The 17,276-nt window shown below is 64.0% G+C and carries 26 protein-coding genes; all 26 read right to left on the bottom strand.

Annotated elements, in window-relative coordinates; genetic code table 11:
- Positions 1-17: 17 nt before the first annotated feature.
- Positions 18-686, bottom strand: a complete 669-nt coding sequence (locus tag AVTE2539_RS17875; RefSeq protein ID WP_284412625.1) for a phage adaptor protein — start codon at positions 684-686, stop codon at positions 18-20.
- Positions 683-1,072 (bottom strand): hypothetical protein, encoded by a 390-nt coding sequence (locus AVTE2539_RS17870; RefSeq protein WP_284412623.1) that lies wholly within the window; start codon positions 1,070-1,072, stop codon positions 683-685. Before AVTE2539_RS17870 ends, AVTE2539_RS17875 begins: the two co-directional genes overlap by 4 nt.
- A gap of 201 nt (positions 1,073-1,273) precedes the next feature.
- Positions 1,274-1,756, bottom strand: coding sequence for a hypothetical protein (locus tag AVTE2539_RS17865; RefSeq protein WP_284412621.1), 483 nt, complete (start codon positions 1,754-1,756; stop codon positions 1,274-1,276).
- A 59-nt stretch (positions 1,757-1,815) separates the two neighbouring features.
- Entirely contained in the window at positions 1,816-3,099 is a 1,284-nt protein-coding gene (locus tag AVTE2539_RS17860) for a phage capsid family protein (RefSeq protein WP_284412619.1), read from the bottom strand.
- Between the two features lie 66 nt (positions 3,100-3,165).
- Positions 3,166-4,245 (bottom strand): hypothetical protein, encoded by a 1,080-nt coding sequence (locus tag AVTE2539_RS17855; protein WP_284412617.1) that lies wholly within the window; start codon positions 4,243-4,245, stop codon positions 3,166-3,168.
- A 191-nt stretch (positions 4,246-4,436) separates the two neighbouring features.
- Positions 4,437-6,722 (bottom strand): portal protein, encoded by a 2,286-nt coding sequence (locus tag AVTE2539_RS17850; RefSeq protein ID WP_284412615.1) that lies wholly within the window; start codon positions 6,720-6,722, stop codon positions 4,437-4,439.
- 2 nt (positions 6,723-6,724) lie between these two features.
- Entirely contained in the window at positions 6,725-8,272 is a 1,548-nt protein-coding gene (locus tag AVTE2539_RS17845; RefSeq protein WP_284412613.1) for a terminase, read from the bottom strand.
- Entirely contained in the window at positions 8,269-8,934 is a 666-nt protein-coding gene (locus AVTE2539_RS17840) for a hypothetical protein (RefSeq protein WP_284412611.1), read from the bottom strand. The genes AVTE2539_RS17845 and AVTE2539_RS17840 overlap by 4 nt, the downstream gene beginning before the upstream one ends.
- 190 nt (positions 8,935-9,124) lie before the next feature.
- Positions 9,125-9,334 carry a hypothetical protein gene (locus AVTE2539_RS17835; protein ID WP_284412609.1) on the bottom strand — a complete coding sequence of 70 codons (210 nt, stop codon included), beginning with the start codon at positions 9,332-9,334 and terminating at the stop codon, positions 9,125-9,127.
- Positions 9,335-9,355: 21 nt separating this feature from the next.
- Positions 9,356-9,502, bottom strand: coding sequence for a hypothetical protein (locus tag AVTE2539_RS17830; protein ID WP_284412607.1), 147 nt, complete (start codon positions 9,500-9,502; stop codon positions 9,356-9,358).
- A 29-nt stretch (positions 9,503-9,531) separates the two neighbouring features.
- Positions 9,532-10,053 carry a hypothetical protein gene (locus AVTE2539_RS17825; RefSeq protein WP_284412605.1) on the bottom strand — a complete coding sequence of 174 codons (522 nt, stop codon included), beginning with the start codon at positions 10,051-10,053 and terminating at the stop codon, positions 9,532-9,534.
- A 1-nt stretch (position 10,054) separates the two neighbouring features.
- Positions 10,055-10,318, bottom strand: a complete 264-nt coding sequence (locus tag AVTE2539_RS17820; RefSeq protein ID WP_284412603.1) for a hypothetical protein — start codon at positions 10,316-10,318, stop codon at positions 10,055-10,057.
- Positions 10,315-10,800, bottom strand: a complete 486-nt coding sequence (locus tag AVTE2539_RS17815; RefSeq protein WP_284412601.1) for a hypothetical protein — start codon at positions 10,798-10,800, stop codon at positions 10,315-10,317. The genes AVTE2539_RS17820 and AVTE2539_RS17815 overlap by 4 nt, the downstream gene beginning before the upstream one ends.
- Complete coding sequence (locus AVTE2539_RS17810; protein ID WP_284412599.1) at positions 10,797-11,300, bottom strand: hypothetical protein; 504 nt, start codon at positions 11,298-11,300, stop codon at positions 10,797-10,799. Before AVTE2539_RS17810 ends, AVTE2539_RS17815 begins: the two co-directional genes overlap by 4 nt.
- Positions 11,297-11,941 (bottom strand): nuclease domain-containing protein, encoded by a 645-nt coding sequence (locus AVTE2539_RS17805; protein WP_284412597.1) that lies wholly within the window; start codon positions 11,939-11,941, stop codon positions 11,297-11,299. Before AVTE2539_RS17805 ends, AVTE2539_RS17810 begins: the two co-directional genes overlap by 4 nt.
- Positions 11,942-11,952: 11 nt before the next feature.
- On the bottom strand, positions 11,953-12,498 hold the full coding sequence (locus AVTE2539_RS17800; protein WP_284412595.1) for a hypothetical protein: 546 nt from the start codon (positions 12,496-12,498) through the stop codon (positions 11,953-11,955).
- A complete protein-coding gene (locus AVTE2539_RS17795; protein WP_284412593.1) occupies positions 12,495-12,647 on the bottom strand; it encodes a hypothetical protein in 153 nt (50 codons plus the stop codon). Before AVTE2539_RS17795 ends, AVTE2539_RS17800 begins: the two co-directional genes overlap by 4 nt.
- Positions 12,644-12,868: a hypothetical protein gene (locus AVTE2539_RS17790; RefSeq protein ID WP_284412591.1), complete on the bottom strand. Its 225-nt coding sequence runs from the start codon at positions 12,866-12,868 to the stop codon at positions 12,644-12,646. Before AVTE2539_RS17790 ends, AVTE2539_RS17795 begins: the two co-directional genes overlap by 4 nt.
- Positions 12,865-13,383, bottom strand: coding sequence for a RuvC family protein (locus AVTE2539_RS17785; RefSeq protein ID WP_284412589.1), 519 nt, complete (start codon positions 13,381-13,383; stop codon positions 12,865-12,867). Before AVTE2539_RS17785 ends, AVTE2539_RS17790 begins: the two co-directional genes overlap by 4 nt.
- Positions 13,384-13,385: 2 nt before the next feature.
- Complete coding sequence (locus AVTE2539_RS17780; RefSeq protein ID WP_284412587.1) at positions 13,386-14,084, bottom strand: hypothetical protein; 699 nt, start codon at positions 14,082-14,084, stop codon at positions 13,386-13,388.
- A 44-nt stretch (positions 14,085-14,128) separates the two neighbouring features.
- Entirely contained in the window at positions 14,129-15,058 is a 930-nt protein-coding gene (locus tag AVTE2539_RS17775) for a DnaB-like helicase C-terminal domain-containing protein (protein ID WP_284412585.1), read from the bottom strand.
- Positions 15,049-15,519 (bottom strand): hypothetical protein, encoded by a 471-nt coding sequence (locus tag AVTE2539_RS17770; protein WP_284412583.1) that lies wholly within the window; start codon positions 15,517-15,519, stop codon positions 15,049-15,051. The genes AVTE2539_RS17775 and AVTE2539_RS17770 overlap by 10 nt, the downstream gene beginning before the upstream one ends.
- A complete protein-coding gene (locus tag AVTE2539_RS17765; protein WP_284412581.1) occupies positions 15,516-16,388 on the bottom strand; it encodes a phage replication initiator YdaU family protein in 873 nt (290 codons plus the stop codon). The genes AVTE2539_RS17770 and AVTE2539_RS17765 overlap by 4 nt, the downstream gene beginning before the upstream one ends.
- Complete coding sequence (locus AVTE2539_RS17760; protein WP_284412579.1) at positions 16,381-16,692, bottom strand: hypothetical protein; 312 nt, start codon at positions 16,690-16,692, stop codon at positions 16,381-16,383. The genes AVTE2539_RS17765 and AVTE2539_RS17760 overlap by 8 nt, the downstream gene beginning before the upstream one ends.
- Entirely contained in the window at positions 16,692-16,859 is a 168-nt protein-coding gene (locus AVTE2539_RS17755; RefSeq protein ID WP_284412577.1) for a hypothetical protein, read from the bottom strand. The genes AVTE2539_RS17760 and AVTE2539_RS17755 overlap by 1 nt, the downstream gene beginning before the upstream one ends.
- Positions 16,856-17,221, bottom strand: a complete 366-nt coding sequence (locus AVTE2539_RS17750; protein WP_284412575.1) for a hypothetical protein — start codon at positions 17,219-17,221, stop codon at positions 16,856-16,858. The genes AVTE2539_RS17755 and AVTE2539_RS17750 overlap by 4 nt, the downstream gene beginning before the upstream one ends.
- Positions 17,222-17,276 lie beyond the last annotated feature (55 nt).

The raw sequence follows: 17,276 nt of genomic DNA, 5'->3' as shown, positions 1-17,276 counted from the left end.
CCTATCGGGGGGCCGGCTCAGGGCCAAAAGACCTTGTTGGTCTGGGTCTCGTCGTGCCGCGTCGACCTTCGCAGATCGGAGTCTGGCCGCGGGCCGAAGTAGGCTGTGAACGCCTGTTCGGCCGAGGCGGCGCGGCCAGGGTCGAAGGCGTCCGAGTCGGGCATGCCAAAGGCACGATGAAGCGCCCAATGCACCAAGAGATGGTGGTGGGCCCCATTGATCTCCGGTTTATCGCAGTCGTTCACCAAAGGCTTGAGCGGTATGCGGTAGCCCTCGATGAACAGCACGCCCGCCTCCCGCGGTGGGCTGACCAGTTGAATGCGGGTGTCATCCTGAATGGCGAATTGCGTACGGTCCTGCCGATCCCGCCAGTCCGGGCAAATGCGGCTCAGTTCTTCGCGGGTCTTGAGGTGCACACGCTCAGAGCGCATTGCACCGTTTGCCTTGAACCGAAGGTCCACCAGTTCGTACAGAGATGGGTGCAGGGGATATACGGCTACCCCGGCTTCCACCAGGACCTGGCAGACCCGAGGGTCTGCTGCCTCGAGAATCAACCGGCCACGGATGGCAGCTTCTGTCACCGCCTCCGAAAGCCAGCCCACAACCCATTCGTCCTTGAAAAGATGGGGTTCTTCCGTGTCCAGAGCATCCACACGGAATTGGCAGAGCAGTTGCTCGAGGTTCATGGCGAGGGTGCGCCGAACTGGTCCACCAGGCGCGTAACTTCTTGACGAAGGGCTTCCACGCTGCGGCGCTTGTCCAGATTCTGGCCGAAGTTGGTCTTGGCGTAGCCCTCCAGCGCATCCTTGTCCATCGTCTGGATCACCATGTCCAACTCCTGGCGGGCGATGTCCTGCACCGGTGGCGGCGCCTGTGGCGCTGGAACTGCCTCCCCGCTGTAGTTGGCCTCGCAATAGACGTCCCTGTTGATGGTCACCATCTTGCGGGCCACGTCTGCCGGGACAAGGCGCACAGCACCGGGAGCGTCCCACTCGATGCGCGTACCGTACAGGCCGTCGGTGTGTGGGGCGCGGCGGCCGGTGTATTCAACCGGAAGGAAACCCGCTGGCACTGGCTGAGCTGCTGGCGCAGGTGCTGGGGCCGCGGTATCCGCAATTGGACTTTCACCCTGCGCCTGGTCATCCTGACGAACAGGTGCCTCTGGTGGTGGGGCTAATGGCTGCGCTGCTGGCGCAGGTGCTTCCTTGCTTTTTGCCATTGGGGTCTCCAAAAAGAGCACAGGGGCCGGAGCCCCTGTTGAATCAGCGATCGATCAGGCGACGCCGACGTGCGTCACACTGACCAGAAAGTCCGTCTGCGATGCCTTGGCGTTTGCAGCCGTGCCCGTGGTCACGATGAGATACGCATCTTTTGGCAGCACCACGGGCCGGACTGCGACGTTGTTCGCCGGGTAGCGCCCGGCTGTGGCCAGGGCCAGGCTGGAGTTGAAATAGTCGTCATCTTGTGGAACAGCTGCGACGTCGACGCCGTCCACGTAGGCGAAGCCCAGCTTTCCGGTCACCGTGGCGGTCCAACCAATGGAGACGGCGGTGAGCGAGTCGTTCAGGCGCATGCCTGCAGGCAAGATGCCGACACGCACGACATCACCAGAGGCGACGGCGGCGGTAGAGCTGCCCCCCACGACCGAGCCGTTCGCGGCAGTGGCCAGCGAGTAGTGCAGCGTGGATGCAGTGCCGTAGGGGGCGGTTGTCGGCAGCTTGTGCGTGCCGAGAGTGTCTTTCGTGATGGTGGCCATGTGAGTTCTCCTGAGTGAGTGAGATGCGAAGCGGGCCGGATTGCACCAGCCCAGCCCCGTCAGCCAGCAACGCCCAGCTTGACCGCCGTATCGATGGCCATGATGCCGTGATCGGTGATCTGCTTTTCGCTGCCGTGATCGACTTCGAAACGCACCTTCGAGCGGCCATTGATGGCGCCCACCAGCAGCTCGAGCTTGTCGTCGTGGTCCAGTTCCTTTTCGCTCCAGAAGAATGGATTGCCGGTTTTGCGATGCTTCCCCCAGGCCTCTGCCAATGCCTGGCCGCCCAGCAAAATGGCGCGATCCACCGCGTGGGTTGTGCCGAACGCAGCCGGGACCAGGTCGGTGGTGGTCTCCACGTCCGACGTGTACGACTGGCACCAGTTGATGGGCTGGCCGGCGTAGAAGCGAATCGGCTTCGGCATTTTCACCAGCAGGATGTTCTGCCAGAGCGCGGTATCGCCGCCCGTGAAGAGCGGGTGGTTGCCCATCTGCTGACCGCGTGCGATGGCGTTGGCCAGGTAGGTGCGGTATCCGGGCGACTGGGTGAACCCGTTGAACTGGTCCGCCGAGCACAGCAGCACCCGCAGTGGTGAGTCGGCGGCCAGCTTGTCGCCATCGAATTCCACCGCGGGAGGCGGCAGGGGCATCGTGTCCAGGGTGGCGCGCAACGCATCCACCAAGTCAGCGTTGAACACGTCGGTCGTGGCCAGGCTGATTTCGTTGCCCGAAGCGGCAACACGTTCCAGGCCGGACCCCGTGCTCATCAGGTGGCGGTTCTTGGATGGGGCGCGAACCGGGTTCACCAGGATTTCCGCGAAATCGGGATCGTTGGCAAGTGGCACGGCCCATTCCACGTTGTTGTGGAAGCCCCGGGCACCCGCCATATGCACCAGCGACAGCTGATCCTGGAGGCGGTTCATGTAGGCCTCGCCCAGCGTGCGACCCAACTTGCGCAGCTCGTGAGGAGTGCGCTGCTGAGTCATGGTATCGCCGGCACTGATCGGGTAGCGTGCCTGGTTGATGCGCAGCCGATCCTGAGCGAACGACATCGGTTTCCCGTAGCCCTCGGCATTGCGCGACCCCATGATCGGCTTGCCACCCATGTGGTTGATGAAGTCGAAGAGGACTTCGTCGCCGGCCATCTTCTGCAGGTCCATGCAACGCACGATGGGCATGCTGGTGCTGGTCTGCTGGCGGATGGTGGACTCGGTTTCGGCTTGTTGCGGGAATTTGCCCGTCAAGCGGTTGATGGTCGTATTGCGCTGCGTGTTTGCAGCGAAGAGACCGGCGCTCTGCAGCTTGTTGGCAAGCGGCGAGCCGTAGGGGATGTTGGTACCCATTGCTGACTCCTTCGAAAGGGGATGGGGCGTCGCTTCACAGCGATGCCGTTTTCAAAACTACAGGCCTCAAAGAGTCCTGTCCAACAGCGCGCGGATCTGCTCAGGACTTTTGCCCATGAAGCTTTTCAGCGCGTTGCTGTCACTCATTTCCATCAGTGCCTCTGCCTCGTCGTGATGCGCCTTGGAACCCGCCGGTATTTCCGACAGACTGGAGGGCACAGGCGTCTTGGCCTTGGCAAGTGCAGCTTTCGCCGCGTCTGCCACGGCAGCCGAAGCCACCGCGGGTTGCTGGCTGGTCTTTCCCGTAGCCGCTTTGAACGTGTTGAAGAATTCGATGACCTGCTCGGCCGTGCCTCCAACGCCTGGCTCCAGGCTCAACACATCGCGATACGCTTTGCGGGCAAACGCGGGTTGCGCTTCGATCCACTCGTGGAGCTCCTTGCTTTCGACAAGGGAGTCGGCATCAGGGTGAGCCGCATAGATCGCACCGAGGTGCGCATCGGTCGCGGTCTTCGCATGGCGCTGCTGGATGGGTGCAAGTTCTGCCTTCAGCTCGGCTCGCACTTCATTCAGCAACTCGGCCTTAAGCTGCTCACGCAGCGTTGGAGCCGTTTGGTCCACCAGCGCTTTCAGCCCCTTGGCAATGGACGCTTCGGTGAAGTCGCCGAAGATGGTCGGGTCCACACCTCGCTCGATCACTGCCGCCGCCGTAGCGACCGCTTGGTCTTGCTTGGTCGGGGCCTTGCCTGCCTCTGCACGCTGCTCAGCTTCGGCCTGGAGGGCCGCCAGCTGTTGCTGCGCTGCAGTCGCCTGTGCCTTCCAGTGCTGCTCGCCTTGGCGCGCCTGCTCCAGTCGCTCGTAGGGGATGGTGTGGACACCATCCTTCGCCATCACCACGGCCTTGGAGGGGTCGGGTTCGGCAGGAGCCTCTGGCGCCTTCGCGCCTTCATCGGTCTTCGTTTCGTTCGTTGCGTTTTGCGCTTCGCCCGGCTTGGCCTCGGCCTCAGGTGCTGCGGCATCGGGCATGCCGCCTTCCAGCAGTGCGCTGGTATCGCCCGCGGGCAGATTCATCATCTGCAGCATCTGTGCGTCAGTCAGGTTGCCGTCAACGGCGTGCGCTTGGAAAAACTCTGCTTGAGTCGTCATTGCATCCCTGCCACATGTCGGAGTGGCGCCAAAGGTCTGCATTCGACTGGCCGCGCAAGCCCGAAGGCCTGCGCCGGTCAATCTCCAGCATTGGGAAGGTGCGACCTCTCACGAGGTTGCCGTTTCACCCGGCGCTTCACAGCGGGGGGCTTGGGGTGCACTTTGCCGGGTCTGGCCTGGATATAGAAACCCTACTGGGGGGCAGCAGAATCAATCGGCTGCAGGTTGTCGGCGGGCGTTGCAGTTTCAATCCCTTCCAACGGTGATGCTCCATCACTCGGCACGGGGGGGAATCCTGGGCTGGTGTTCTCGCGCACTGAGGGCGCGGGAGCGAGTGCTGACAGTCCGGCGGGATCGGCTGGCACCGCCTCGGGCACCGGGAAGTTCGGATCGTCGCCGCCGTGCTCGGGGGCCTGGTACCCGGCCGCCTTCATCAGTTCGTCGGCGATTGGTGCGATCTGTGGCATCTGCGCCACCTGCGTGCCTCCCTGCATGGCGCTGAACTCAGCCTGAACCCCGGTCAGCACCCGCTTGGCATTGAGGACGCCGATCTCGGCTTCCGCCTTGCGCGCCTTGATGTCCAGTTCCAGGGCCTTCTCATCCTTGTTGGCCTGCGCGAGTGCAGCCTGCACAGCCTGGTCGACGCGTTCCTGGATCTGCTCTGGAGTCACCTGCTGCCCGGCCTCGCGCACCGCTTTGATGATCTCTTCCTTGTCGGGCAGGTCCATCAGGGCCAGCATGTGCGGCAGGGCCACGATCTGCATGTTCTGTGGCATCGCCTTGAAGGCCTCGCTGAGCGCGGAAAGCTGCTGGACCCGGAAGCTGCCAGAGCTTGGCACGTCATCCAGTGCGACCTTGAGTCGGGTGCGCTGGACATCGTTTGTGCGATATGCCAGACCGGTGAATTCGTCGCGGGCAGGCGAGTTAAGCACAACCGTGCGGTCTTCACGGATGGCATTGCCGGGGATCAGAATCGACTCCTCCTCCTGCATGTCCTCGATGATCAGGGCCAGCAGCAGCTCGCCCACCTTGGTGCGGGCCAACTTGAAGTTGTCCATCAGGGCGGCCAGCGTCTGGGTGGACTGCTCGACCTGGGTCTGCTCCTGCACGCCGCTCGTTGCATTGCCGACTTGCCCCATGAAGCCAGACGTGATGCCGCTGGCGCGTTCGATGCCAAGCCGGCTGTCCTGCAGCATCTTGTATTGCTGCTCGTTCAACTGGAAGTCGCGCGTGACTTTGAACATGGCGCCTTGCTTGGCCATGTGCTCCTGATCCAGGATGATGTCTGCATCCACGCGACTCACCTGCTGGCGCAGTTGGGCATCGCTCATTTTGGTAGCACCCTTCGTCCGCTCTGTGCGAGTCGCGGACAGACCCCAGCGGATTTTGCTGATGGCGCTGTTGACGTTGTCCTGCAGGTAGACCATGCCGCGCACTCTGCCAAATGGAATGTTCGTCCGGTCTTCACGGTGGCCCCAGAAGGGCACGTAGGGGAAGTCGTGATGGCTGTAGGGCGTCTTGCCGTCGTGCAGCTTGTGTGGGCCGGCCCAGAACGAGACGTACATGCGGGGCATCGTGGCCTTGAAGGCCCGCACGGCGCCGGTGGCCAGCAGGACGTCGTGCGCGGGGTTCCTGCGGTTGTACTCCACCACTCGGCCATCCTTGGCCTTGAGCACGGTGACCTGCTCCCACTTCCGGTACCACATCTCGAACAGGCACACCCGCCCTGTTTCGCAATCACGCCACTGCTGTTCTTCAATGCTCCAGCCGCGCTCGTCCAGGAGGTTCATGGCCAGGCCGGTAGAAGAACCGCCATCCAGGTTCTGCGCTGTCAGGTCAGTCCAACGGCCCATGGTTTGCCGCAGCAACTCGGCGTGCTGGGGGAACTTCAGGATGGCCTGCTCGGCATCGGTCCACCGGCGGCGTAAAAGGTAGCGAGCGTCGCTCATGTCGGGTTCGACGCTGAGGTGGTCCCAGTAGATCTCGTTGCGATGAACGGCCCGGCAGCGGTAGGGATACTTGAAGGGGTCCGTCTCACGAGCGACTTCCACCCAGCCGATACCGACGCAGACCTGAGGCCGAAACGCACCTGTGCACGCTGCGTCAGCCTTGCTGTTGCGCTCAGCTTGGTTCAGCCTGTAGTTCAAGGCCGCGGCGACATCGTCGCCCTGCCCTGCGCGGTCCGGGGTGATGCGCCAGTCCGTACGAGTCTTGGCCTCCAACCCCAGCACAGCCTCGATTGCTGGCCCTACCAGCGGCTCGATAGCAGGGGGCATCCCCAGCGATTTCTGGCGCTGCAAAACCTCGGCATCCAACTGATTCCCGTCCACATAGTCCATCTCGCGGTCTGCACGGCTGCGCCAGGCCGGTTGGTTCTGGATTTCGAGCATGAATCGGGTGAAGGTTGTCAGAGACAACCCCGTGTCGGCGCCCTTCTGGCCTGCAGGCTGATCGGATGGGGTGGTGTAGATGGTCATGGTCATGCTCGCCAGTCGGGTTCGTCGGGCTCTTCGTACTGGTTGCGCGTGGCGCCAGGTTCCGGGATCCCTTGCACGAATGTCTGCGCCACGCTGTCGCCCTTGTCGGGGCTGCGGCCCAAGGCTTCGCGGATCTCGTCCTTGCTGCGCATCTGGATCGCAGCGACCTTGCCCATGGTCACGACCTTGTACCGGACCGCCGTGAGGTCCGCCAGCAACTCCTGGTCGGGGTGCAGTGAGATGGGATCGGGGTTCGTTGGGTCCAGGGCCTCACGGAAAAGCCAGTACATCTCGGCCCGGCGGTTGCGGAAGCGCAGATTGCCGGCCTTCGTCATGGCGTTGCTGCTCTCGGAGCCGTTGACGCCCATCACATTGAGGTTGAGGCCCACAATGAAATCCAGAGCGCTGGAGCCGATGCCGATCTCGTCCACCACGATGCAGGCGCCATTGCGCACCAACGGGACCACAAAGGCCGCAGCGCAGGGCCCGTCTTTGGTTACCACTCCAGGAGCCGTGACCAGCTCATCAAACCATTGGCCGTGGCGCCGCGCAGCACTGGTTTTGTCGATGCCGCCGCGAGCGGGGTCCAAGCCAAGGGCTGTCATGTCACCCTTCGCCTCTCGCGGTTTCCATCGAGCCATGGCCGCCTTGACCCATTCGGTCGGCAACACCTGCCAAGCCGGATCGGACGCGCCAGCGTTGAAGTCGCCGCGCAGCATCTGGGAGCGCAGCGGCTCGGGCAGCGCCTGCAGGGTGGACTTGTAGCCCGTCGTCGTGAGGAACAGGTTGTCGTCGACGCTGGAGGGGATGAATGTGCGGCTCTTCGGGCTCATGGCCTCGCCGCCAACCATGACAGGCTGCGGGCCCGGTACTTCCTGGTCCTCGCCCTTTTCGTTCGTTACGTACCAGCGCAACTCTCCCGGCTTGGCTGGGTTGGGGTGCTGTGGATCGAGCCATGCGGCCCAGTACCGTTTCACCCACTCGCCCTCGGCCGTGGTTGGTGGGTTCCCAGCGGCCACCACCCGCTGGCGCACATCCGGGTTATCAGTCCGCATCCAGCCGATCAGCGTGCGGAACTGCATCTCCGTGAAGTGGGTGATCTCGTCGAAGCCTTTGAAGTCGTGCGGCCGCCCTTGGTACTTCATCCAGTCGTCAGGCTCTTTCACGCTTCCGAGCTCCAGCGCCTTGCTGCCGGGGAGCCTCCAGATGCCATCCTGGGAGTTGTAGCCCTTTCGCGTGCCCAGGATCTTGGTCATGCGCTCTTCGATCCCCAGCAGTTGCACCGCCTCGCGCCGAAAGATAATGGAGTGCTCCTGCTCTGTGAGGCTCAGGCCCAGCAGCAGGTCGGTCTTTCCGCCGCCCGCGGCGCCGCCATAGAAGACGATGTCCGCGGCCGAGTAGTAGGCGTTGTACTGTGGCCCGTCCTGCGGCACCCAAATCGGTGCCCCAGCAGACATCAGGATGCGATCCAACTCCGCTTTTGCTTCGGGATCCATGCGCGCCAGCATCTGCAGCATCTCGGCCGAGGTCAGCGTGATGTCGACCGTCATGACGCGCGCTTCACAACCGCCAGCAAGCCGGCCAGGGCTTCCGGGTTGCCATTCAGCAGGCGGGACAAGCGCACGGCGCGTTCCGCATCGGTCATGGCCCGGGAAAGGCCGACGGTTGTTGCTGCCGCATCCTCGCCGGTTGGATCGTCCAAGCCAAATGCCTGGCGCTCCAGCAGCACCAGCACCCGCAGCGACTCGCCGAGGTCCTTCATGGTCTTGGCGCGGCCGGGCAGGCTGATGACCTTCTGGTACAGGTCATTCAGCTTGTCCTGGCCTTTTTCATCCTCCTTGCGCAGAACCTCTCCCAGCTCGGCAAGCAAGGCTGCGTTGTCTGGGCCGGTCTGCTGCTCCAGCTCGTCCAGCAATCGCATCACGATGGCCCGGCTGCGCTGGATGTCTGCGCGCTGGCTGAGCCGAATGCGCACGATCGCGTCTGCATTGGCCTCGACAACCTGCCGTTCGCTCGCCTGACGCTCTTTGGAAACCTCGGTGGAAACCGCCCGCCTGGAAACCTCGGCTTCGGCTTTGGCCAGGATCTGGGCCTTGAGGTCGCGCTCCCAGCCTTCTGCTTTGGCGCGCTTGTTGATGGCGGTGTGAGACACCCCGTACAGGGCGCCCAGCTCTCTGGTGGAGAGGATCCCGGCGCGGTAGTCGCGGCTCACGGCCTCCCAGTCAATCGCCCGCCGCCCAGGGGCAGCTGCGCCGCCCGCGCCGGCGGTGTGTGGTGCTGGGGTGTCGGGGGTATTGGTTGCCATTGCCCCCACATGGTTGCGGAGGTGGCAACTTCTGGCGAACCCTAGAGGGGGGAGCGGCTACTGCCCGAAGACCCGGTTTCTGCCCAGTGCGGCGCCGCTATTCCGGCAGGGCAGCATCTGAGAGAGGAATGACAAAGCCTTCGGCTCGCCCCGTCATGTGGCGCTCCAGCCCGTCGTGCCATCGCTGGTGGGCATATATGCCAACCGCCGCAAACATGAGGGATTCGAGCAATTGAGCCATCTCGAGCTCTTGCTCCGGCGTCTGGGGCATCCAGGTCGGAGTAGCCTCAGCGTTGTTGGTGGTCATGTTGTCAATCTCCTGCGGTTTTCACTTGGGCTCCTCCAGCAGATGCTGGGCAACTGGCCCACTCTGCCACTCCTCCAGTCCTGCGGCCAGGGCAGCGCATGCCAGCGCGGTGCGGCGTTCGATGGGCGATTTGCCGAGGACCATCTTGGCGTAGCCGGCGCGGGACAAGCCCAGGGCCTCCGCCGCGTAGCGGATGGTCAGCTCTGCAGCAGGCTCATCTGGGGGGTCGGCTGGGGGGCCACGCCGCGCACGGCGGCGTTGAGCTGTCGCTCCAGGTCTTGTATCCGGGCAGACATCTCCCGCTTGGTCGCCAGAAGGTCGGCTGCCAGCTCCGTGGCCAAGGTCCCCGCCTCAACGCCCGCCTGGATGTTCGAGTACTGGACCGCATCCCCGACGAGGCGCTTGGCCAAGGCCCGGTATTCACGAGGCCACAGGTGCAGGACCACGTCTCCGATCTCCAGGAGGACGGTGCCGTCAGGCATATCCGTGGTGGAGACGGCCCGGGGCTCCGGCATGGCCGCGATCGGCGCAAACACCCCGGCGCGCAGTCGGCGCAGGCGCCCGCTTTCGATCATGCGGCCGACGTGATCGTCGACGATGGTCATCTTCAGACCGGTGAGTTCGCACAGCAGCTCACGGGTGGCCACCTGGCCCTGTTGGTGGAGCCCCTCGATGGCATCCCAGATGATCTGGGCGGTGGTCTTTTCTGCGGTGGACATATCAGCTCCCGGTGGATTTCATGGCCTGGTTACGCTCGTACTCGGTCTTCACAGCCTGGTGGCCGGCCTGCACACCGTCTTCCCCGAACGCGGACACGAGCGCCGCACGGTAGCCGGGGGTGATTTGGGACGCGCAACGGGATTCCCAGAAAGCAGGGCCGGTGGCCAGGGCCCGGACGGTGCAGCCTGTGCAGTGGGCGCGGAAACCGCCCCAGTGCTTGGAGGTTTGCGCTTGGGCGCAGTCGGGGCAGGTGATGGTGCTCATGCTGCGATGACCTCCACGTCGTGGGGAAGGCGCCTGCCGGCCAGGATCTCGTGCAGCCGCTTCTCGGTCAGCCGATGGCAGCGGATCATGGTCCGGGCTGGCAGCACAGCGATCACCTCTGCATAGTCCTCCAGCACAGCGCGCACAGCCCGCATGCCCGGGCCTGAGAGACGCAGCGGGTGTCCTGCGCGATGCCGCTTGCCGGCCTCGGCCAGGGCGGTGATCGCGTCCATGAGCAGGCCCTGCCCATCCTCCACCTCGCCTTGGGCCACGAGGGTTTCCATAAGGTTCACCGCATCGGAGCACACACGCCAAGCGCTGGTGTCAGGGTTCGGCTGCTGCTCCATGTCACGTAGACCGTCCCACATGCTGGTGAGCTGCGTGCGTTGCCATTCCTTAGGCAGCGGCTGGATCGGGCTGGCGCTGATCTCGTGCAGCAGGGTGTAGTGGCGGGTGTAAGCGGGCTGGCGGCGCTTCTTCATGGCCGGGCTCCCAGGCGCGCGAACGGGTTGCTGTAGTCCTTCCAGGCCTCGCCGCGCTTGATGCTGTTGACTTGGCTGCGGTGGATCTTGTATCGCTCGGCGAGTACGGGCCCTGACTCTGTGCTGAGCCGAATCTCTTGGGCCTGATCCAAGGTGAGCTTTACCCCAGATGCCGCCCGACGTGCAGCCGCGATCTTCGCCCCACGTGCCGGGGATGAAAACGCTCCATTGGCCGCTGCGCGCTTCCCCACCTTGCTCGGAGTGGACAGCCGAAGGTGCTTCGGGCTGCAGCAGCGCTTGTCTTCACAGGCGGCCGTGACGGGCTGCCTTGCTGCGGGCGGCCTGTTCGTGAGCTGCATCACCACGCGGCGCACCAGCAAGCAGGGGCCGCCATGGCGCTTCATGATCGGGTAGCCGGTGTCGCTGGTGGCGCCCTGCCATATCCAGCAGTCCCCGACCTCTTCACATCGCGAGTAGATCTGATCGAGGGTGATGTTCATGCATTCGCTCCTGATTTGATAGCTTCAAGGCCTTTTATTGATTGCTCTGGAGGCATATGCGGCAGCGCATTCAGCAGGGCCAGCGCCCACTGCGCTGCGGCTCGGTCCTTCGCTGATTCGCCGTCCATTGCGATGGCGCGCCAAGCCAGCACCTGGCGAAGGTGGGCGGCCATGAAGGCCGATTCCTTGCGCGCCCGTGGCGCTGGGCCCTGGTCCAGCCAGCGGTGGCATGCCGCGCAACCCCACACGCTGTACTCGTCGTCGGCCTTGCGGGCGCCGGCCTTGCCATGGATGCCCAGGTTGCTGTGGCAACAGACGACGGTGCTGCTGTCCTGAGTGCACACGCCCTGCACGCGCAGGAGGCAGGGCATGCCGCGCGCCATCGCGCGCAGGTGGCTGTTGAGGTGCGCCACCGACTTGGCCTGCGGCCGCGCAGCGGTGGTGCCGTTGATCGCTACATATTTAATAGCTACTCGCATCGATGGAATAAGCGCTGGAGAGCGTTTTCCCGCAGTTTTCACAGGATCGCAAACCGCTCCATTTTTCATAGCGCTTTGCGCATGTTCTTCAGGGCGCTGCGCCCGATTTGGCTTTGATTTCGCCGTGGTGCTGGTGGTGCGCAGCCAGGCGGTGCGCTTCATGGGAGTGCGCTTCATGCTCGGCCACCCTCTTCCCGGTCAGCCAGCACGCTCTCCAGCATGGCGGCCCTGCCAGTCGGGTGGAGGTGGGGCCAGAGGTACTGCTGCGCCCGCGGCGTGTGCAGGAAGGCGAGCATGGCCTCGTGCACCTCACGCATTTCATCGTCGCTGCAGGCGTCGTAGCTGGTGGATCGCGGGGTGGGCACGATCCCGCCCTTGGGGCTGGGGTGCCAGTCAACCCAGCCCGCCCCAGTCTTGAGCCAGTCACGCATGGAGGTCAACGTCAGCCACCGCTCCTGATGGTCGAACAGGTTCTGCTCGAGAGCCATGTGCCGGCGGTGGAACACGCCGGAGCGCTGGACCACGCTGTTGAGTTGAAAAACCTCGCCCGGCTCCGCGCGAAGCAGCCGGTTCATGAAGCGGCGCCAGCGGCCATCGTGCGTGCGGTCCAAGCCGCCGATGGCGTCCATCAGCACGTGGCGCAGCGTCGCGCGCTGCTGCTCAGGGAGCATGGCCAGGGACGCGCGCTTCGTGATGAGGATGGGGCTTGCTTTGGTCATGGAAGAACCTTCGAAATTCTGAAAAGGACACCGCCCAGCTCGATCCGCTGTCCCACCCGGAAGAACAGCGGAGCCGTGCGGTCGCCGTCGATCCGGAGGGTGGTCGTGCGCCATTGGCCGCGGCCGGGCGGGACAAGGATCAGGGTCACTGCAGGCTCCACTTCACGCAGCCGGCGCTGGCGCAGCGGGCGGAGGTCATGCCCTTGGTGTCGACCGTGTAGTTCAGGCGGCCACCGCACTTGGGGCATGCGATCTGGTCGGCCACGGGCGCATCCGGGGCATAGTTGGGCGCCGCGCAATGGCGGCGCTTCACTGCGGTCAGGGCCTTGAGCACGAAAGGCTGCATGCGGCTGAAGGCTTCGGTGGTCATGCGAACTCCATCTGCGCATAGCGCGCCAGCAGAACCGCCTCGGCACGGTTGTGGTCCTTCGCCCGGGCGAGGTCAGTGCATGACGGAAAGCAGCGTCGGGCCGTCTCCAGCGCCCTGGTCTTGCGGGCCGTGTGCTTGAGATTGGGGTCGATCAACCCGTAGCTGCGCTTCCACGTCTGGGGCGCAACGTAGACCACCTTGCACTTGAGGCACTCGGCCACGGTCTCGATCGCGCCCAGCGAGCGCAGCAGCGACCCTTGTGTCTGTACCGCGTTGTTCGCGCCCCCCATGGTGCCCACGGCCTCGATCACGATCGTGGGCCGAGCCTCGCCTGCGGGGCAGGTCTTGAGCAGCAGGTCCAGCAGCGCGCGGCCGTCGATCTTGCGCTGCACCAATGCCTTCGGGCCCACGCCCGGGATCGGCATGGTCGGCAGGTCGAACACGCCGCGCAGGCCTTGCGGCCCGAGCACGGCGCCCGCCCCAGTGAGGCCAGGATCAATGCCAACGAACAGCATGCTCAGCGCTCGTCCGATTCCAGCGCCGCCGACTGCTCGTGAGCATCCTGGTCGCTGCTGGGCCCGCTGGCGAAGATGTCGCCGGCCGTCAGCGGCGGCTCGTCCGCCTCCTGCACCGGGAATGGGTTTTCCATTTCCTCGGGCTCTTCCACCGGTTGGGTCACAGCTGGCGGCCACAACTGGATGGTGACCTCGCCGCCCTCCTGCTCGATCAGCTTGCCGATGGTGCTGCCGTCGGCGCGATCGCCGCCGTAGCTGACTTGGATGAACACGCGGACGGTGCCGCCTTCGTTGGTTTCTACCTTCTGGATCTTCAGCTTGCAGCAGTCGAAAAGCATGTTGCTGATGTCATCGCCCAAGCCAAACTGCACGCCCAGTTCATAGCCTGCGAAGGCGTCCTTCTTCTTCATCAGCGTGAAGCTGCCGCCGTTCAGGTTGGGGTAGCGCAGGTTTGGCAGAGGTGCATCAACACCATCCAGGTCTACCTGACCGTTGTCCGCGTCGCGGTTGCAATACAGCGACTCCCGCAGGCCAGGCAACAGGCTGTCCAGGAAGGTGTTGGGGCGATCGAATTCGAAGTTCAGATCGATGCCTTGCACGGTGTCACCGCCGCCGCCGTGAAACTGCTTGCGGTGGTTGACATGCGTCAGCAGCACATCGGTCGGTTCGCGGAAGGCGATGGGAGTTACGGAATTGCCCATGTGGATGTCCTCTCAGGTGGTTGCAGGTTGGTGGTGGGTGGGGATCAATGGAACGCGGAGGCCTGCGCATCCAACGTCACGCAGGTCGGTCGGCCGCCTTGGAATTCGAGGAACTGCTGGGTGTCCTTGTGGAACCAGAAGGCCCAGCTGCCTTCCCACTCGAAGTGGCGCTGCTTGGCGACGCGCACGTAGGCGTCGGGGTCGCTGTTCTGGTCTTTCTCGTCCTTCGAAGTCTTGCGGACGTTCTTCCAGACGATCACGATGTTGTCGGACATGTCGGCGATCTCGCCGGCGCCCTTCACGTCGAACTTGTCCGGGGCTTTTGTCTCGGCTTCGCCCTTGCGCATGTGGCACACCAGGTGGATGTGCAGCCCGGTATCCATGGCAATGGCGCAGAGGCTGTCAACGAAGTCCTTCTGCGCGGTGTAGTCGTCAGTGCCAAGGCCGCACTTCATCAGGCTGTCGATCACCAAGTGGTCGATGCCCAGTTCCTTGCGCACGTAGGTGGCCACTCCCAGCATCCGCTTCGGAGCCACTTTCCCGACCTTGTCGAAGATCCACAGGCGGCCATCGGTCCACTTGTGGAAGGCCCGGATGTATTCCACTGTGGGCTGGCCTGTGCCGATGGCCTGTCGAGCCATCTTGGCCATGCTCACGGCCGGCTTCATTTCCAGCGACGCCAGGCAGACCTTCGCACCGTGGTCGTTCATGATGTTGAGCATCACGTTCGACAGGAAGGTGGTCTTGCCGTGACCATTGACGCCCGCCCAGATCGTGACTTCGCCCGGCCTCAGGTCGAAGAGGCCATTCGTCTTGTTCCAGCCGATGGACTGCCAACTGCTTTGAGAGTTGGCGCCATGAAAGCGGTCGATGACCTGCTCGCACCACTCACTAGCGGGCTTCACCAGAGCGGCATCGTTCTGCTGCTCGTCAAAATAGTCCTCGAAATTGGTGTTGTCAGCGATCAGCTGCATTTGCGTTTTCCTCCTGCAGTTGGGCTGCACAGCGCGCGCTTGAGCCGGTAGCCCAGGGCGCTGCCGCAGACGTTGATGGGGAGCCAGAGAAAGGAGTGCTCTGGCTGGATGCCCACTTCGGGGGCGCCGTTGTGGTGGTTGCCTGAGCCAACGTCGATGTCGTGCACAGCACCGGCCTCCATGAATCGCAGCAGCAGCCCCGAAGGCATGGCGCGCGAAATGGCGACGGTCGTGTCGATGACGCGGGAAAGGGGCACGGAGCGATCAGCCCACACCCACACATCGACGTTGACCAGCATTCGCCAATCCAGGTCGTTGGGCATGTCGTCGTGGACGTACAGCGTGGTGCCCGCGAAGTTGTCTCCAGCCAAAGCCACGTTGACGGGATTGCTGGGACGGAAGCCGTTCTGGCGTGTCTGCAGCAAATTGCGCGCGTTGACGGCGAAGCGGGGGAAGTTCATTGCGCCCCCGATGTCCAGTCGCTGCCGGCAGGCGCGCCATTGCGCCCACCTGGAGCAAAAACGCCAGACCAGCCGTTCATCACGGACGCCTGCAGCACAGCCGCAGGATCGTGCCCCTGCTCCCGGAATTTCTCCAGTTCGCGGACGATTCCCTTGGCGGCTGCCACCGTGAACGGGGCGCGCTTGCCCTTGGCCCTGCGCATGGAAACGAAGTCTTCCCACGGCTGAGCAGGCATCCACTCGGGGATTTCGAACTTCACACCCGAGGGGGATGGGGGGGGCTCGCCCCCCTGCACCCCCGTAGGGGGTTCTATATTCTTCTCTTCTCTTCTCTTATCTGTGGTGACGGCGTCACGTGACGCGTCACGTTTTTCCGTGACGCCGTCACGTGACGAATTTCGTGACGGCGTTGCACTCTCAGACTTCTGGCGATCCCGGTACTCCTTGGCCCGCACTGCCGGCGTCTTTGCAGCTGTAGAGCGGCTCTCCTTCACGGTGTTGTGCTCATGAAAATTGGGAAAGCGCACACCATCAGGCGTCTCGAAAATCCATCCGACCGCCCGCATCGCATGGCCGAAACCTGGCACGCCGGCCATCGCGTCGACCTCGAACAGGGTCGTTTTATGCAAGATTCCATCCTCTGCGGCGCACTCATTGACCATCGCCCACAGTGGAACCAGCGCGCCCACAGTGACGCGCGTCACTACCGTCACGTGACGCATCGTGACGGCGCGTGACGATTCAGCCGTGACATCGGTGTGGCCGTACCAGTCCAGAAAATCAGGGTCCGCCAGCAGCGCGCGCGCCATGGCGATCACCCGAGGGTTGGTTGGCAGGCTTCCGCGCATGCGAATCCAGGATTCAGCCATGGGGCAACCCCCTCTCCGCCGCCATGCGTGCACGCACGTGCTCGGGCCGCTGCTTGATCAGTGCTTCCATCTGCGCGCGGTGGTGGGACGCGGCGCCGTGCGCATCGAACTCGCCAGTGCGCTCCCATGCCAGCATCTCGGCCTCCATCAGCTGCCCGTGGGCACGGATGCGCAGCTCGCGCTCCTGGTCCTCCGGTGCGAGAGGCTCCACGGCCGCGCCGAAACAGACAGCGGTGACGAGATCGACGCGGGTCTCGCCAGTCGCATGGGTGCGCACCGAGACGAGGGTGTCACTGGCGCGCATCACGCCACCTCGCACTCGCCGAGCGCTTTGGCATACGCGGCGTTGAACTCGCTCCACAGCGCCGAGCCAGGTTCGTAGTGATTGGCCTCGGCCAGGGGGACGCCCTGCTCGGCTGCGTCGCGGGCGTGCTGCTGCAGCACTGCGGTGGTGAGGGGGAAGATCGTCATGCTGCAATCCGTTCGTATTTCTCGAGTTCTAGGAGCCGCGCCCGCAGCAGGTCGGCTTCGCGGCGGGCGTCGTTGCGGACCGTGAGTTCGCAGCCCATCTGCTCCGCCATCCACTGCAGTGGCGCCAGGCTGTTTGTGGTCCGCATGAAGGCCACCAGCCGCTTGGCCCACTGCTGCCCCACACCGCGCATGAAGCGGCTCATGTAGCCCGGGGAGATGTGGATCTCGTCCGCGATCTCCTGGTCCTCCTTTCCGCTGTGGCGCACGGCTTCGTTCATGCAGCCGTTGAAGGTGGCGCGCTGCAGCACCGGCAGGTCCAAGAGCTGGGCCCGGGGCACAAGACCGATGAGCGGCAGGGCCACTTGCGAGTGCTTTCCAGCACTTGCTTCCGGTTTCCATTCGACTGGGGCAAAACTG

It is taken from the genome of Acidovorax sp. SUPP2539 (assembly GCF_030158975.1).
Taxonomy (GTDB): domain Bacteria; phylum Pseudomonadota; class Gammaproteobacteria; order Burkholderiales; family Burkholderiaceae_C; genus Paracidovorax.
This window is presented reverse-complemented; position numbering and strand designations above follow the sequence as displayed.